Consider the following 15631-nt stretch of genomic DNA (forward strand, 5'->3'; position numbering starts at 1 on the left):
GGTTCGATTTCACCAGCGGAAAGCATATCTTCGATACCTGGGATGATACGCTCGAGCAGACGCGAACCGCGGAATATGTCGCGACAAGCGATGCAAATCTGCTGTTCCGGTTTGCGCGGCTTACTCGCAACAACGCGGAAAACTAGCGCCATTCCGTCTCGAATTTGTACACGTCGGCCACGTCGTACACGAACGACAGTGGAACGCCGGTGTGAATGGCCAATCGCCGGGGCATACCCAGCGACCAACACTGCGGCCTCTACGTCACGCCGTACAAGCAAGCGGTTGCGGATGACAAGCAGCGATTCGACAAATCACCTTCTCCCACTCACTGGTATCGTAATTTCACGCCTTCCATTCGCGACGCCATAGTTTCCGGCAATAAGCTTGTAGCTTTCCGAACGCGTACTCATTCAACACCACACTGCTGCTCCACCGAGCGGCGCTGCGGCGGTTCGTCACCGAAGCGCAATGCGTACATCTGCGCGGCTTTCAGCCGCAAGCCGTCGTCGAGCGCGGACCGGGCCTGATGGAGCAACTTGTCGGCACGCGCACCACCGGGTTGCCCGGCTGAGTAGAGTCGACACCGGCTTCCCCGGTCCACACCAACAAAGGTGCCCACGCGTGCAGATAAGCACAAGCTGCATGCGAGACGCGCGTACCTGGCCCGCATCAAGCACGCTACACCACCGACCGGATATGGGTGCGAACGCCGGAATGTCGGCCGCGACGAACGCCCCATCAAGCACATCGAGATTGCCACGCTCATTAGAGAACCGACAAGCGATCCCGATGGTTATGGGTTTGAGTGGGTGGGAACTTAGCGGATCCGGCATAGGCGGCTACTCACCCTCAAGGCGCACCATCTTCGACAATTTCAGGGCGTGAAGACCTCTTCGGCCAGCGGTTTCGGCCGAAAACGACCCAGGCGCAAGCCTGTCGTGCTCGTCAAGCAACAGCACGCTCACTCTACCGATGCCCCCACAACCTAACCGCTGGACGGTAGTGTGCCCCCCTCGTCGTCCAGCAATATGTTCGTGTCGAGTTCCGGCGCCAGGGCCGGCAAACGACCGAAACCGAGCGTCTGCGCATTTCGCCTCACTTGAGGAGCGATGGACCAGAAGGCCTAGCCCCACTTGGCCTTGCCATGACCGATGCCGGAAACCAGCGTCGCTTTCGCTTGCCCGGATCGCTCACGCTGAGACGCCCTTCATAAAGCACCGAATACACGCGGATGTTGATGCCATCATGCCGCCGCCCGATCAACATCTGGTCTTGCGAGAGGCTAACGTCTGGATTGGGCCGCCCGCTGGGGCTCTGTGCAAAACTGAAGTAATCCACCGTACCGGCAGCAAGCAACGCAAAGCCGTGCTGTTCACCCTTACGCACGAGCCACGCTATCTGGGCATCGGGTGTCACTAATCCCGTCCGCTTACCCTGCGCGGTGTTGCGAGGATTGGCCCCGCATCCGGAAGCGGAACGTCTGCCTTTCCGCCAGGGTGTCCAGCGACAGTTTCTGCGCGGGTCTAGCTGCCAGGTCGGCGTGGGCGAGCCGACCGGATGCTGCCAAGCTGGTCAGTCCGGCGTCGATGGAGATTGAATCAACACGCGCGGCCGGCCTTGCGCGTCGGATTCCGGTTCCAACCGCCACAACAGTGCTCCAGGTGGGCGGATGCGTATCGCGGGGAAAATACGCGCAGCAAAGTGTGGCGTGCATCTGGTAGGATCGGCGAGATCGCGTCGCGCCACTTTGCATCGTGGGTTCAAATGGATTCTATACAGCAACATCGCTCGCCCCCCCACCCAGCGTGACCCATTCAGAACACACATAGCGAGCACCGAACCGGCGTTCGGCGAAAGATGACAGCGGTTGATCCATACGTAGCGCACCTCTGCCGTCCTGAGATTCGAGAGACACCAGCAACCGCTCTGGCCGCACAGATTCGTTCGGTCGCAGCGTCGCTGAAGCCCAGGGCCAGGAAGCGAGTGTGGACAGAAGCGGCGCGTCAGCGAGGGCCATTCGCCAGCAAACAGGTTCGGCTGGCACGTAGTACTTGCGTCCCAAAGCCAACGGCCAACAGGATTCTGTGGGGCGGCGCTATACACATTCCAGCAGAGCGCGATCCGGAACCTTCCAGGCCGACCAGGAATACGGCATCCCGGCAAGATGGTCGCGCGTAGTGACGGCCGTATCATGGATCTTCGATCTGTCAGCCCGGAAATAATACCCTGTGCGGTCTGGTAGTCGCGCTTCATTATGCCGGAACGGTCGTACCGCACGCCCATTGCCTAACGCTGTAAGCGGTTCCAACGCAACCCAATTTCCGCGGTCTATGCAAGGCAGCAGCCAAAGGCCCAATACGCCGGATTTGCTCGGTTCCTTCCCTGTGTCACGCTGGTCGAAGCGGCTGATAGTGCCCCACGATTGCATGGGGCCCGCCAGCCTAATAAGGAGGGTCACCTGGATCATTCCTCGACCGCAGCGAGCAGCAGCAACCAAATCGTTAAGCGGATCCTGCGTGCACCCCAGATTACCGACGTCGGCAATGGCGAGTTGAGCACGTGAGTTTGGCCTTTGCGCGGGTAGGCCTTACGCCGAGCTCGCCCGCTTTCGCCACCAGCGCCTCCGTCGATTTGCGCGTCAGCGACTCGCCAGGCTTGGCCCGAACGGCGATTTCAAAAGCGTTGGCGGTGCGTGGGGCTGCGTCGCGGCAAACGGACATCGCGGCGAATTCCGGCGGGTTATGCGCAGCGAAGCTGTTCTGTTTGCCGGTAGGTTCAGCAACCACGAAGCCCCGCAGGAAAGCATCTAACCCTTAGATGCCAAAACCGCGTCTCGCCCTGGAGATTCGCCACCAGCTTTTCCCCAATCTACAACGGCGTAGCGGTAGTAACATACCGAGTTGAATTCAATTGTCCACATCATGTCCGCGCCCGCGAAAATATCCTCCAGCAAGGGTCGTCTACTGCTGTGTACGAAATCGAACTCGCGCTCGACCGCGTGCGTCGAGATAGCATGTGCGACTTGACAGGCAGCGTGATTTTCTCAGGCATGTCCGCGAGCGTACGACCAAACAAGGCCGCGTCCACTGCCTTGCCGCCGATGAAAACCGCTTCGGAGTTGGTCCTTCACCTCTGCGGTGCGCTGCCGGCGGCATCTTTACTGAGTCTTGGTCTTGGTTTTCTTTTGCCGCGCCGTCTTCAGACTCCGGCTCCTGGGGTTCAATGATCAAACTCCAATTCCGGTCAATGGTGTCCCGCCAGCGCGGCGATCCCGTCGACCAAGGAAAAGCAAGTGCGTCTTGCTATCACTCTTGAATCTATTTTGCAATAGGAGGCGCACGTTCCGCCCCTTAGCGGGGACTTCCAACCTGGGGCCGCTTGCCAGCAAAGGCGTCGGCGATCGCCTGGTAGACACGCTTGGTGCGCACTGCCAAGTTCATCTGCACTGAAAACACCGTCGCGAACTCTGTCGGCGAAATACTCCACACCGCACGTTTGCTGCACTGACTCGACACGCGCCCCCTACGTATCCCACCAAACAACGCATCCTTGGGCGCCCCGGTATCATCACGGTTGAGGTTGGATGGTGCGTAATTCTGCCCGGGAACGTGGATTTCGACCAAAGTTCTCATGCGGCTGTCTCCGTTTCGACTTCAAACGTTTCGGTAGGGTTCAGAGTGCGGTAATACTGACGCGCCCAGGCGTTCTGTGCACACGCTTGTCATCACGGGTTCCAGATCAGCACATCATTCAGCAGCATCCGGAAGTCGAGCGGTTCCTCCTTAAGCAGCACTTGTACCTCTGTCGCAAGCGGTGCGGGAGTTGGGAGGATCGGAATCGAGCAAATGAATGAAGCGCCGCTCGGTGCTCGCCGCATTCTTCTTTTGCTGGATAGAGTGCGCATACTCTGGCAAGCGGAATAGTCGGGCTCTCTGCCCTCTCGCCAGTGTGCCGCCCACAGGCCGGCAACGAGATAATATGTCTGCCTGCGCCAGCCTTCCTCTTCCCCTCTGAAAAGGCGACATAGGCTAACTCGGAATATGATCCACGGAAGGAACGCGAGGCTACGCCTGAGCACTGCCGCACTTTAGTATCGCGCTCGCTCACCTCTTCAAGCCAAGCGATGAATTCGCTCGTAATCTCCCCGTGATTGGACTTACATTTCGTATTTTTGGATTTCCTCGTTCAATTCGCCAATCTGCTTGACGATGATGGCGCCGGCGCGCTGAAGCGCCGAATTACCCACGCGTCACTGATCGATGCCGATCCAGCGTGCAGCGCCCGGGCCTGACGCAGGGCAGCTCACACGGTTATCGGCCAGTCGAGGCGGATGAGATCAGTTCTGCATTCAGCCGTATAGCTGAGTAGCGCCTCATGAAACGCGGCCTCAGGCGTTGACCAGTACATGGCGGTAGCCGAATTCTTTCAACGAAGCGTTTGATGTCATCTTTGTCAGGACTCGCTCGCCCCCGTCCCAGCACGTCCCACACGAAACTAATGAGGGAACGTCGCGGCTCCTCCTCATTTGTCGCCATCGAACAACCAGCTGCTTCACCTCTGCTCGAATAGATCGCTCCTAACAGCGCTTCCCGTAGCACCGCGCTCCAGCCGCCAGAATTCTATTTTCGCCTTTCTGTTCAACTGCCCTAGTGCCAATATCGCACGCGGAAAGCGCGACCCGTCCATGCGCGTTAGCGTTGTTGCATGTTCGACCACTTCGGGCGAGCTTGGCGGCGTCCAGCAGCAGCAGATCGAAGTCGCTACACAGGCCGCGATCACGAAGCTGTAGAGGCATTTTTCCGTTACTTTCATCAACGCGATATCCCAACAGAAGGTCGATCCGTCCCCGGGTTCGTACTCCACGCCGGAAGCGAAAGCTAGAGTGCGCACGTCGCCGTGTTCGTCTCGCGCAGGCGCACCGATCCGGGTTCGCCAGGTGTATCGGTCTGCGTAACCAGCGATGGCGCGCTCAATCCCCTTTTAAGCAATGGCGACTCCGGGTCGCGCTCCCAAATGGCAAATCATCTCTGCGATCACCGACCCTGCGGCACCAGGCTCGTTGGCAAGGTGTCTTCCAATTGACGGCCCAGCGGTAAATCATCGCCGCTGTCGCGGAGGGGTAGTTCGGTGTGCGCGGAGTTCGCTTTTCCCCGCGCTTACTGCGAAACTCTGTGCCGCTAGCAGCCAACGCGCCGCTGAAGCTGCTGGCACTCCGCCGGGCCGTGTAACGTCTACATGATCGAAAAGCACCTTGGCGTTGTCAGCGTTGTGCTCAGCGGCTAGTACGGTCCAGGCACGCCAAGCGTTCGGTTCGAAATCGGGAATCTGAAAAAACGGATGGGTTTCATCGAACAACCAGAACCGATCCCGCCACCGTTCGAGATAGCGTCAATCCGCTCCGCTGGTTGTCCGATCTGAACCAAGCTTTTGCCTGATCGATATCAGTCGGCCCCTCCAACGCCCGGTATAGCACCGCGAGCAAAAACGATGAAGGCTGGCCGTCACAAGCGGCGAGGCGTCTTCAATCGTTGCGATATGTGTCGCTTGGATCAGTGTGTCGCGGATACCGAGCTCAACGCGCTCGCCGCTTAGCTTACGTACCGGAATCCAAGCTTCGTCCGATCGGTTGAATCGGCTTGATGAAGCGCTCGTTCCGGTTTCCTTGGTGGCGTGAACACGTCCCAGATCTTCCGAAAGCTCGACATGCCAGTCTTCGGCCCAGCGAAAGTTTGCGTCGAGCCGCAGCGGATAAGCGTTACGCAACAAGGGGCTTTGCTTCCAGCCTTCCGGACACCTCGCTCTTGCAGCCGTTTGAGGATGTTCTTGCGCGAACACTCATGGCACGCTGCACCCAGGCTCGAGCCTACAGAAATCAGGTACAAGGTCGGGGTCGAAACCGTCCGCATCAACGATCGGAATAACAATGGCCGAATCCTGTCGAGCCGCGTTCTGACTTTGAGGCTGGGGTGGACGCCGGGTTCGTCATGCGTCATACAGCGTGAAGCGGACGCCGGATTTCCATGAAGTGTCGTCCGGCAGGCCGATGATGGCCTGGTGCGCTTGGCCAATGTGGGCGTACTCTTTGCCAAGCGCGTCCTGCAATGCGCGGTCGAGGCGCGCCTCCAAGTTCTTCGGCTTGCCCTTCTCTTCGTAAACGGACGCTACCAGGGTGTCGATTTCATCCGGCAGTTGCGGAGTATTTTTGCTGTGCGGCAGGCTGTGGGTGCGAACAATAGGAGCTTCGAAGTAAATAGCGCACCACCATAGCGGCCGAGAACGAAGGAGGGGATCTTCCAACAGGCCTGCGATGATGAGGACTGCCTGGGCCAGAAGCCGCACATCGCGCGAATGTCTCCCAAAGCCGCCCAGCGCGTTGCAGGAGCAGATCGATAGCGCAAGGTCGGTGGCGATGAGGTCGAAATCGGGTCCAGGCTTTGCTCGGCACCTATGTCGCGATGAGGATTCATCGGCGCGCGCGCGCAATGGTCGTCGGCTGTGGGCGGGCCGAAGATCTGTAACACGGCGTCCTCGCGATGTTGCCTCGTATCGGCAGGAAACGGGCGCTGAAGGAGATAAATCTCGGTGCCGTCGGGCAAGCGCTTTCCGACGTTCGCGCCGTCGAACAGCAACGACTCACCGGCTCCGTAATGTCGATACAAGTCCTGGGCGCGCTGCACTGTATTGAGTCAAGAAACAGTTGTAGCCGCCGTCGACCAGTGCCCATCTAATGCGGCTTTTATCGCGGCAAGGTTCGCTTCGACAGAGCTGCACTCTGATTGAAAGCCGGCGTTCAGGCGCAGCATTGAAGGAGAGTTGTTGGACTCTCGCACCCGTCTGAAAAACCGACAGGCGCGGATAGATTGCTTCGCGCTCCGAGTGCTCTGCCCGACCAGTTCTGCGGGCTGGCGGCGAAACCGTAGCTGGAAGCGTGGCGGAAAGCAGAATGACCGACGCGCCCAAAGCCAACAGCCAACGCAGGAGGTGCAGCAGAAGCGTACCTGTATAGGCGTCATACGCATGGACCTCATCGAAAACGACGACGCGGTTCGAAAGTCCCCACAGACGCACGAACTGGTGCCGCACCGGCAAAATGGTCAAGAGCGCTTGGTCAATCGTGCCGACGCCGTATTCCGGACAACAGCGCACGCTTCTTGGGCGTGAACCATTCAACCGCGCGTACCTCGCCGCCTTGTGCGGTGTCATAAATACCGCTGGGCCTGAGCTTCTGAAAGTCGTCGTTGAGCAGTGCGCCTCCGTGCTAGTAGTTCCAAATCCAGGCGTCGGTCGCCGCGCTGGCACTGTAGGAAACTGGGCACCCGGCGGAACATGGCCCCGTCGCCACGCTCGGCAATGCGACGTAAGACCGCGGTGCCCGAAACGCCGCTGCAGTTCAAGATGCGCATAGAACGCCGCTTCAGTCTTACCCTCGCCTATAGGCGCTTCGACCAACAAAATCCGGGCTGGTCCGATGCTGACTAGCCGCTTCGGCCGTGCATTTTGCAAGGGGCGTGCCTTCACTACCGAAGGTGGCATCGAAGAGCGATAATCCTCGACCGATTGGCAGACGCGACCAACAAATACGACTTAGTGCTTCCTCAGCGTTGGCCAGGCGCGCCGCTCGTTGAACCACGCCAAAAAGATCCGATTCAGTGCTCCGGCGTGCCGAACAGGAAGAACGACTCATTTGAGCCAATCGAGTCAGCAAAACTGGCGAGGCCAGCGAACAGCATAAAGTCCGGGCCGCTCAGCGTAAGTTTGCTCGGCGGGTCGGTGAGCGCAAAGACACAAACAGGGCGTCAAAGATTGCGCGGCGCGCTCGCTGCCACCCGGATACCCCAAGTGTCCTCCCAAATGGGTTGGCCTCGATGGTCTGGATCGTCGTTGGACCTGCCCGCTCACCGTGGTGGCACCCCACGGCATCGGCTACCAACTCAGCCAATTCTTCTGGCCATTCCCGCTCGAGCAATAGCTCGCGCAGCTCACCTGGCTGACAAACGCATGACTGATTTGCGTGTGGGCTGGGCCGGTGGCGAGAGTGGACCAAATTCCTCCACTTGCATTGAAATCCCGGACATGCCTTGCGAGGTCATGGCAGGCGATGGTAACGGCAACCACGGGCGGCCTCTATTCCAGTCCACCCCTAACGCGGATGCAAAGCCGCTCGGCGTCTTTCAGGCTCACGGGCCAGGATCGCGTCAGCGCACGCGGCAACGTCGAGCAGATGAAGAACCAGCGGATGCCAACGCTCATCATCACTCCGGCTGCTTTTCGCCCAGAGAAGCTGCTCGTCACCCGTTAAGGAAATTCCCATGGCCACCTTATATCAGGTGCCAGTCTCAAAACCTGAGCCTTGCTGATTCTCACGTTGATACTGAGCAGCGGCTGATCAGGCGATGCCGCTACTGCTTCGCGCAATTCTGAGGGGGCCAGGACTTCTACCTCTGCCCCATGCTTGAGAATGTCCATCAACAGCTCACGATCGTCCGAATACGGCAGACGCAACTCATCCGGCCGTCTGCCAGCCAGCAATTTTGCTGTTCCGGATGCCAGATTTCTTCACAGACCCAGCGAGCCCGCTGGGGGGTAAAGACTAGGGTCGCGGTGGCAATTGGCTTGCCCGCGAAGATACCGTAGGCGCTGCTGAGTTCGCCGTGGAGCGACGGTTCCGGCACAGAGATGGCCGCCGAGGCCAACTGCTCAACTGAACGGATGCATTCGACGGCAAAGATGCGGAGCTTCCTTGACGGTGGCACCGGGCGTCGAGATACCAATTGTCACGGTAGCGGGCGAGCCGTTGCGGGGAGATCTCACGCGTGCTCAGCTCATCGCGCTCGCGATTGTAGTAGTCGATCCTGAGGCGGTGCCTTTGCAGCACAGCGCCTGCCACGATTTGAAAATACCGTGGGTTCTTTCGGCGCGCCGCCACGGTCAATAAGCGAATGCGTTCCGCCTCGCCCGAGCCAAGATGGCGGCTGGTAAGCAATTGATCGATGCGGGCTTGCAGGGGACGCAAATGGTCGTCGAGGAGGCCGGGCTCAAGCTTGTCCAGCAAGTGCTTCAGGGCGAAAAGAGCGAGCAGTTCGTCCGCCGTGAACCACAATCCCGGCAGCGCGAAGCGACCGTCTGTAGTGTCGTAGCGGTAGCCGTTTCGGTCTTTGTCGTGAATGAGCGGCGCGTTCCGGTTTGTCGCGCAAATCGGCGATTAACCGAGCTAGAGTGGCGCGCGCAAATCCATGCACACCTATCAAGGCGGCGCGCGGGATACCGGTGCGCCGCCCATCAAGCAGGCGGTGCAGGCGATAGAGCTCGTCGAGTTTGCTCACGCTCAGATTACGTGCTGATTCGCTTTCTACGGCCCATATCGTGATACGCCAAAATGTGCGCGACCCCGCTCACACCTCAGGGGCGACTGCGGACCCAGCGACGCGCACCGCGACGTATACATGAGTAACTTAGTTTGGAAGCTTTCTGCGCTTGTGCGCAAGCTCCAAATCCCCTAGACCATGAGAAGCGCAACCTCAGACCTTCGTTCGATGCTGCCAGTGGCTAGCCTGTGTCCGGCAGTATGTAGCACGTGTTTAGCAACAAGCTGCCCTTTTTCGAGTCCCAATAGTACGCAACGGGGACGGTTAAAAAGGGGAAGAGGAAGGTGGAACACCGAAAACAAAAAAACAATTAAAGGAACAGACAGGGAAGGAATGGTGCCGGCTGCAGGAATCGAACCCGCGACCTGATGATTACAAATCAACTGCTCTACCAACTGAGCTAAGCCGGCGAAGGGACTTATCGGGGCGCGTATTGTGGCGCGGATGGCGGCGTTTGGCTAACCGGCTAATCCGTCAGGCCTTCGACCATGGGCCTGTCGGCCTTGGCTTCGGTGGTCGCGGCGGCAGGGTCCTGGCCGTCGGTGGCCATCGCTTCGCAGGCGATGGTCCTTTGCTTGGCGGTGCTGCCGAGCAGGGTGGCGGGGACCTCGGGGGCTTCGGCGTTTTGCTCGGCGAGCCGCGCCGACAGCCAGTACAGGTCCGAGGTTTCGAAGCGGGGCACCACCACCGGCTTGTAGCCCTTCTCGTTGAGTTCGGCGAGACGCCGGTTGACTGAATCCTGCGAGCGGAAGAAGCCCAGCGAAATCGAGTTCTTCATGTCGCCGCGGCGGATGAGCAGGGTGTCGTGGATGCCGCGGTCGTGCAGTTCGGCAAGGTTCTTCTGTGCGGCGCTGTCGGAGCTCGGTTCGAGGTAGACCCAGAAGAACTGGCGCTTGCGCACGGTTTCGACGCGCATGTAGGTGGCGGCCGCATAGTCGCGCAGCCAGTCGCGCACCGCGTCGCGCGACGGCACATCGCCGAACGGGCCGATGTCCATGCACAAGTCGGCGGCCACCACGTCGGTATTCACATCGGCGGTGACGGCGGGCGGCTGGGCGGCGTTGCGCGCCACGCGCGGTTCGGGCAACGCTGGCAATTCAGAAATCAGTTTCAAAGGCGCGGCGTCGGCCGGAATCGGCTCGTGCTCGACGCTCGATTGCGCCAATTCGCGCACGTGGGTTTGATACTGCCAGGCCACGAGGCCGACGTTGGCAAGCAACAGGGCGATGGCGAGATATTTCATCAGGCGTCGGCCATGGCCAGCACCGCGAGGCCGCGCAGCACGAGATCCGGCAGATGCACGGCGGGCGCCGGCAACAGCGCTTCCATCAGGGGCGCGGCGCCGCCGGTGAGATACCAGCGAAACGCTTCGCGGGGTTCGTGCTCGGCGAGGCGCGCGGCCACGCGCTGCAGCAGGCCGCCCAGCGCATCGGTGCAGCCCAGGGAAATGGCATCGCGGGTGTTGTCGGCGAAGCCCTGCACGAGACTGAGACCATCGCTTTCCAATTGCGCGGTGCCACGCGTGAGGCTGGTGCGCAGCAGGTCCGGCCCCGGCGCGATGAGGCCGCCGAGGTGCGTGCCGTCGCTGGTCACCACGTCGATGGTGAGCGCGGTGCCGACGTCGCATACGCACACCGCGCCGCGCGCTTCGTGCCAGGCGGCGAGCGCCGCCAGCCAGCGATCGACGCCGAGCTTTTCGGGATGCTGATAGCGCGTGGTCATGCCGGCGCGCTTTCGGCACGGCAGCGCGAATTCGGGCTCGAGTTGCCAGCGCTCACGCGTGTAGCGCAGAACGTGCATGGCCATTTCGGGGCCGGCCACGTTCGACACCAGCACCCGCGACGGGCGCGCGGCGATGGCGTCCTGCCAGGCGCTGAACGGTGCGTGGTCGCGCGTGCCCAGCGCCGGCAACATGCGCGGCTGGCCGCCTTCGACCAACGCGGCCTTGATGCGGGTGTTGCCGATGTCGATGAGCAGCATGTCAGGCCCGCGACAGGTGGCCGGACACGAAGGTTTCGCGTCGCCCCTGGTGTTCGATGAGCAGGGCGCCGTGATCATCGACGCCGCGCGCGATGCCATGCACGGTGCGATTCGGCAGCTCGAGTTTCACCGCCGTGTCGACCAGCGCATCGTAGCGTCGCCACTCGTCGCGAAACACCGCAAAGCCGTCGCGCCCGAAGCGCGGCAAGGTGCGCGCGAGCGCGGTCAGCAGCACCGCCGCCAGGCGATTGCGCGATACGCCATGGCCACTGGCGTGGGTGAAATCCTGCACCGGTTGATCGATCTGCGCGCGCGCCTCGGCCGACATCGCGACATTGATGCCGATGCCGATCACCGTGCGGCACGGCCCGCCCGCCTCGGCACGCATCTCGATGAGGATGCCGGCCAGCTTGCCGCCTTCGCACAGGATGTCGTTGGGCCATTTCAACATTGCGCCGGCGACGCCGAGTTCGCGCAGGCTTTCGGCGATGGCCATGCCGACCACCAGGCTTAAGGCAGAGAACGTCGCGGGCGGCTGATCGAAGCGCCATCCCAGCGACAGGCACAGGCCACTGCCGGGCGGTGAGATCCAGCGATCGCCGCGCCGGCCACGGCCGGCGGTCTGGTGCTCGGCGAGCAACACATGACCGTGGATGTCGCCCTGGTTGAGGGCGGCGAGCAGGCGCTCGTTGGTGGAATCGGTGATGGTGACGGTGTCGATGCGCAACAGCTCACGCGCACCGTCGCCGAGTTCGGCGCGTATGGCGTCAGCCGACAGCGCCTCGAAGCCGCCCGGCAGTCTGTAGCCATGGCCACGCGAAGCGGTGATGCCCAAGCCCTGCTCACGCAGCTGCGCCACCTGGTGCCACACCGCGGCGCGCGTCACGCCGAGCGCGTGGGCGAGCTCGGCGCCGGCATGCTCGGCGCCGTCGCTCAAGAGATCAAGCAGGGCAAAAGCACGTCGCATGCGCGGACGATTCGGGCGTGTCGCGAACCGGCTGCTCAGCGCAGCAAGGTGGTCTTGTCGTGATCGAAGTCGTCATCATCGTCATCGAGCTGCTTGCGCGACACGGGCGGGATGGTGCCTTCGGCGGTGACGTCGAACACGTCGTCGATGTCCGGCACCTGGTGCGGCAGCAGGGTCGCGTCGTCCTCGTCGTCGAAGTCGCCGCTGGCGGCCGGCGGTTCGTCGAAGGAATCGGTGTTCATGAACGCGTCGAGGCTGATGTCCACGCCCTGGGTCTGGTTGGCGACGCCGGGGCTGACGGGCAGCATGGTTTCCCCTTCGCTGAATTCGTCGAACTCATCGGCGACCGGCGCGGCGGCCGGCGCGAACTGCGCAGCCGGGATCTGCATGGTGTCCTGCGCGTTGTCGTCGTCGCCGTCGTCGGTGCCATCGTCGTCGAGGCGCAGTATCGGGCCCTTCTCGATGGTGCTGTTGCTGTAGGGCGATGCGGTGACGGCGAGATCGTCCTCGTCGAAGAACGCCGACGCCTCGGCGTCGAACTCGGCCTCGGCGCGCGCGCGCGTGCCGGACAGGATGGCCGAGCGCAGGTTGACCGGCAGTTGGGTCTCGGCGGTCGCTTCGTCGACTTCATCGTTGTCCAGCGCCATGAAGTCTTCATCGTCGATGCCGCCGCCGGCGCCGGTGTCGTCGCCCGGCAGATCGGCACGGGAAGTGGCGGGCAGCGCATCCTGCGGCGAGAGGAAGGCCGTCTTGTCGCTGCCGGCGGGCGCAGCCGCGCCACCGGTCAGATCGAAGACGTCTTCATCATCGTCGTCGTCCTGGTTGGTGGCGGCGGCGCTGGCGCGGCCGATGGCGCCGCCGGCAAGCGCCGCGCTGCTGACCGCCGCGGCGGTGCCGACCATGGTGTCCAGATCGCCAACCATGGTGCGATTCATGGGGTCGGCGTAGATGGTATGGCTGGCGTGATCCATCTCCGGCACGCTGAATTCGAATTCGTACTTGTGAAAGCGCACGCGATCGCCGTGCTTGAGCGAGCGTTCGCCTTCGATGCGCTCGCCGTTCAGGAAGGTGCCGTTGACGCTGCCCTGGTCGGACAACCAGAAACCGAAATCGCGATAACGGATGAGCGCGTGACGGCGACCGACGGTCGGCTTCTCGACCACGAAGTAGTCGATGTGTTCTTCATCGGTGCCGGCGATGCGGCCGACCATCATCGGCTTGGCCGTGATCTGCATGGCATCCTTGTCGGTGATGCCGTTGATGTCCTTCAGATAGGCCTCCGGCACGCGCGGTGCGCCGCCGATGGCGCCGCTGGAAGTGACGCTGGGCGCCGGCGCGACGGCGGCGGCCGGCTGCTGCCGGCGCTTGATCAACATGAACACCAGGACGCCCGCCGCGATCAACAGCAGCAGTGCGGACCCGGCCACCAGCGCCACCCCCATTTTCGAATCGCTGTCGCGGGCGGTGTCGGCCGCGGCGGCGGCGGGCTGCTCGTGGCCGGCGCCGTGGCGGCGCCGCTTTCGGCGCTCGGCGCCGGCGTGACCAGCGGCTGACCGGGCGGCGTGGCCTTCATTTCGAGGCACAGCTGCTCGGCGGTGCTGCCGGCGGCCTTGGCCATTTCCTCGATGGAAGCGCGATCGTCGGCCGCCATTTCCGCGACACAGGCCGCGCCATCGGCGGCCGGCGGCGCTACGGCCACCGCCGGCGGCGTGCTCGCGGCCGGCGCGCTCACCACCGGCGCGGGGGTGGCGGGGGCGGCGGCGCTGGCCAGCTTGTCTTCGACCTTCTTGAAGACGCCATCCAGATCTTCCGGCTTCAGGGCACGGAAATATTCGCCGCTGGTTTTCTTGGCCAGCGACTGGATGAGAAAGAAATCGGCGTTCTCGGTGAAGGCGATGCCGAAGATGCGTATGCCGCTGTCGGCGGCGTCGGTCGCCAATTCGTCGCGCAGCCACTTGGCCTTTTCGGCGTCGACCGCCGGGTTGCCGGTATCGACGATGCCATCGGTCATGAACACCACCACCTTGGTGGCGTCCTTGCGCGCACTGCTCTTCAGTTCGTAGATGGCGCGCTCCATGCCGGCCGGTATGTTGGTGTACTGGCCGCGATAGTCGACCTTGGCAAGGGCGTCCTTGACCGCGGCGTGCGCGGCGGCGTCGACCGGCGCGAGCGGCACCGGGTAGGAGACTTTCTGATCGAACACCACCACGCCGGCGTGGGTATCGGCCGGCAAGGATGTGAAGAACTTGGTGACCGCGCCCTTGAGCAGGAAGGCCGGATCGTTCTGACGCATGCTGCCGGAGTTGTCGAGCAGCACGATGATGTCGGTGGGCGCGGCCCACAGCGGCATCGCCAACAGCAGCAATGCGATGGCCAGCACGCGACGCGCGGTGGCGCGGGCGCCGTCCCGGCGTGAAACAACGGCGCGGCTGTGCAAGGACGGGCTCATCATCGGGATTCTCCACCAATCGCGCGAGGCCGGCCACTGTCCCGGCACCACTCGCTCCAAGATCCACAATACAGGCGCGGCTCGGGCAAGCCCGCCGCCACCTGCGCCAGAACGTTATGGCAGGCGGAAACGCCGGAGCCGCAATAATGCACGGTCGCCGCATCGGGCAGCGCGCCCAGGCTCGTCTGCCATTGCTGCCGCAGCTGCTCGGCCGCGGCCAGGCGCCCATCGGTGCCGAGGTTGTGCTGCCAGCAATGGTTGATGGCGCCGGGAATGTGGCCCGCGTGTTTGTCGAGCGGCTCGACCTCGCCGCGATAACGCGGCGCGGCGCGCGCATCGACCAGCTGCGCGACGCTCGCGACTTCGTCCAGGGTCACCAATCGCGAGCGGCGCGGCGTGCCGCTGAACGCGCGCGGGCGCGGTCGCTCCTCGCCGCTTGCCGTCGCACCGCCGGCATTCACCCACGCCTGCCAGCCGCCATCGAGCACCGCCACCGCGTCATGCCCCATGTAACGCAACATCCACCACAGGCGCGCGGCAAACATGCCGCCGGCATCGTCATAGGCCACCACCTGCCGCGTGCTGTCGATGCCGAGGGCGCTGAACAGCGCCACCAGGCGCTCCGGCGCTGGCAAGGGATGGCGGCCATGGTCGGTATTGGGCGGGCCACTGAGATCATGATCGAGATGCGCGTAGCCGGCGCCGGGGATGTGCGCTTCCAGCCAGGCCAGGCGGCCGGCCTCGGGAGCCATCAGATCGTAACGGCAGTCCACCACCACGAGCGCTTCGCGACCGCGCGCGGCCGCCAGCTCGGCCACCTGAATCAGCGGTCCCGCCGCGTTGCTGTTCATTGAAGCTTCCGTGATT

General features: G+C 62.5%; 15 protein-coding genes, 1 tRNA gene and 2 pseudogenes. All 18 read right to left on the minus strand.

The window, feature by feature from the left end:
* Positions 1–1098: 1098 nt before the first annotated feature.
* A pseudogene (locus tag IPM80_09220) lies at positions 1099–1485 on the minus strand (type I-E CRISPR-associated protein Cas6/Cse3/CasE).
* A 289-nt stretch (positions 1486–1774) separates the two neighbouring features.
* Positions 1775–2470, minus strand: a pseudogene (gene cas5e, locus IPM80_09225) (type I-E CRISPR-associated protein Cas5/CasD).
* 61 nt (positions 2471–2531) lie between these two features.
* A complete protein-coding gene (locus tag IPM80_09230; GenBank protein ID MBK8958599.1) occupies positions 2532–2789 on the minus strand; it encodes a type I-E CRISPR-associated protein Cas7/Cse4/CasC in 258 nt (85 codons plus the stop codon).
* Positions 2790–2809: 20 nt separating this feature from the next.
* Positions 2810–3013 carry a type I-E CRISPR-associated protein Cas7/Cse4/CasC gene (locus tag IPM80_09235; protein MBK8958600.1) on the minus strand — a complete coding sequence of 68 codons (204 nt, stop codon included), beginning with the start codon at positions 3011–3013 and terminating at the stop codon, positions 2810–2812.
* Between the two features lie 340 nt (positions 3014–3353).
* Complete coding sequence (locus IPM80_09240) at positions 3354–3635, minus strand: type I-E CRISPR-associated protein Cas7/Cse4/CasC (GenBank protein ID MBK8958601.1); 282 nt, start codon at positions 3633–3635, stop codon at positions 3354–3356.
* A 1465-nt stretch (positions 3636–5100) separates the two neighbouring features.
* Entirely contained in the window at positions 5101–5358 is a 258-nt protein-coding gene (locus tag IPM80_09245) for a type I-E CRISPR-associated protein Cse1/CasA (protein ID MBK8958602.1), read from the minus strand.
* A 33-nt stretch (positions 5359–5391) separates the two neighbouring features.
* Positions 5392–5769: a type I-E CRISPR-associated protein Cse1/CasA gene (locus tag IPM80_09250; GenBank protein ID MBK8958603.1), complete on the minus strand. Its 378-nt coding sequence runs from the start codon at positions 5767–5769 to the stop codon at positions 5392–5394.
* Between the two features lie 216 nt (positions 5770–5985).
* Positions 5986–6300: a hypothetical protein gene (locus IPM80_09255; protein MBK8958604.1), complete on the minus strand. Its 315-nt coding sequence runs from the start codon at positions 6298–6300 to the stop codon at positions 5986–5988.
* Positions 6301–8143: 1843 nt separating this feature from the next.
* On the minus strand, positions 8144–8314 hold the full coding sequence (locus tag IPM80_09260) for a hypothetical protein (GenBank protein MBK8958605.1): 171 nt from the start codon (positions 8312–8314) through the stop codon (positions 8144–8146).
* Positions 8299–8469, minus strand: a complete 171-nt coding sequence (locus tag IPM80_09265) for a hypothetical protein (protein MBK8958606.1) — start codon at positions 8467–8469, stop codon at positions 8299–8301. Before IPM80_09265 ends, IPM80_09260 begins: the two co-directional genes overlap by 16 nt.
* Positions 8469–8756, minus strand: coding sequence for a WYL domain-containing protein (locus tag IPM80_09270; protein MBK8958607.1), 288 nt, complete (start codon positions 8754–8756; stop codon positions 8469–8471). Before IPM80_09270 ends, IPM80_09265 begins: the two co-directional genes overlap by 1 nt.
* Positions 8757–9702: 946 nt before the next feature.
* Positions 9703–9778: transfer RNA gene (locus IPM80_09275), tRNA-Thr, on the minus strand.
* A gap of 56 nt (positions 9779–9834) precedes the next feature.
* Positions 9835–10611, minus strand: a complete 777-nt coding sequence (locus IPM80_09280; GenBank protein MBK8958608.1) for an SPOR domain-containing protein — start codon at positions 10609–10611, stop codon at positions 9835–9837.
* Complete coding sequence (locus IPM80_09285) at positions 10611–11348, minus strand: type III pantothenate kinase (protein MBK8958609.1); 738 nt, start codon at positions 11346–11348, stop codon at positions 10611–10613. The genes IPM80_09280 and IPM80_09285 overlap by 1 nt, the downstream gene beginning before the upstream one ends.
* 1 nt (position 11349) lies before the next feature.
* Positions 11350–12315 carry a biotin--[acetyl-CoA-carboxylase] ligase gene (locus tag IPM80_09290; GenBank protein ID MBK8958610.1) on the minus strand — a complete coding sequence of 322 codons (966 nt, stop codon included), beginning with the start codon at positions 12313–12315 and terminating at the stop codon, positions 11350–11352.
* Between the two features lie 35 nt (positions 12316–12350).
* The gene (locus IPM80_09295) at positions 12351–13742 is read right to left on the minus strand and encodes an FHA domain-containing protein (GenBank protein MBK8958611.1); all 1392 of its coding nucleotides are present in this window, start codon (positions 13740–13742) and stop codon (positions 12351–12353) included.
* Positions 13715–14767: a VWA domain-containing protein gene (locus IPM80_09300; GenBank protein MBK8958612.1), complete on the minus strand. Its 1053-nt coding sequence runs from the start codon at positions 14765–14767 to the stop codon at positions 13715–13717. Before IPM80_09300 ends, IPM80_09295 begins: the two co-directional genes overlap by 28 nt.
* Positions 14764–15615 carry a sulfurtransferase gene (locus tag IPM80_09305; protein ID MBK8958613.1) on the minus strand — a complete coding sequence of 284 codons (852 nt, stop codon included), beginning with the start codon at positions 15613–15615 and terminating at the stop codon, positions 14764–14766. The genes IPM80_09300 and IPM80_09305 overlap by 4 nt, the downstream gene beginning before the upstream one ends.
* Between the last annotated feature and the right edge of the window lie 16 nt (positions 15616–15631).

It is taken from the genome of Pseudomonadota bacterium (assembly GCA_016719885.1).
Lineage (GTDB): Bacteria > Pseudomonadota > Gammaproteobacteria.

Coding starts and splice junctions, on each gene's coding strand:
- IPM80_09240 (MBK8958601.1), bottom strand. CDS start 3,635: ATGAGAACTTTGGTCGAAATCCACGTTCCCGGGCAGAATTACGCACCA.
- IPM80_09260 (MBK8958605.1), bottom strand. CDS start 8,314: ATGGGAATTTCCTTAACGGGTGACGAGCAGCTTCTCTGGGCGAAAAGC.
- IPM80_09265 (MBK8958606.1), bottom strand. CDS start 8,469: ATGGACATTCTCAAGCATGGGGCAGAGGTAGAAGTCCTGGCCCCCTCA.
- IPM80_09280 (MBK8958608.1), bottom strand. CDS start 10,611: ATGAAATATCTCGCCATCGCCCTGTTGCTTGCCAACGTCGGCCTCGTG.
- IPM80_09285 (MBK8958609.1), bottom strand. CDS start 11,348: ATGCTGCTCATCGACATCGGCAACACCCGCATCAAGGCCGCGTTGGTC.
- IPM80_09290 (MBK8958610.1), bottom strand. CDS start 12,315: ATGCGACGTGCTTTTGCCCTGCTTGATCTCTTGAGCGACGGCGCCGAG.
- IPM80_09300 (MBK8958612.1), bottom strand. CDS start 14,767: ATGATGAGCCCGTCCTTGCACAGCCGCGCCGTTGTTTCACGCCGGGAC.
- IPM80_09305 (MBK8958613.1), bottom strand. CDS start 15,615: ATGAACAGCAACGCGGCGGGACCGCTGATTCAGGTGGCCGAGCTGGCG.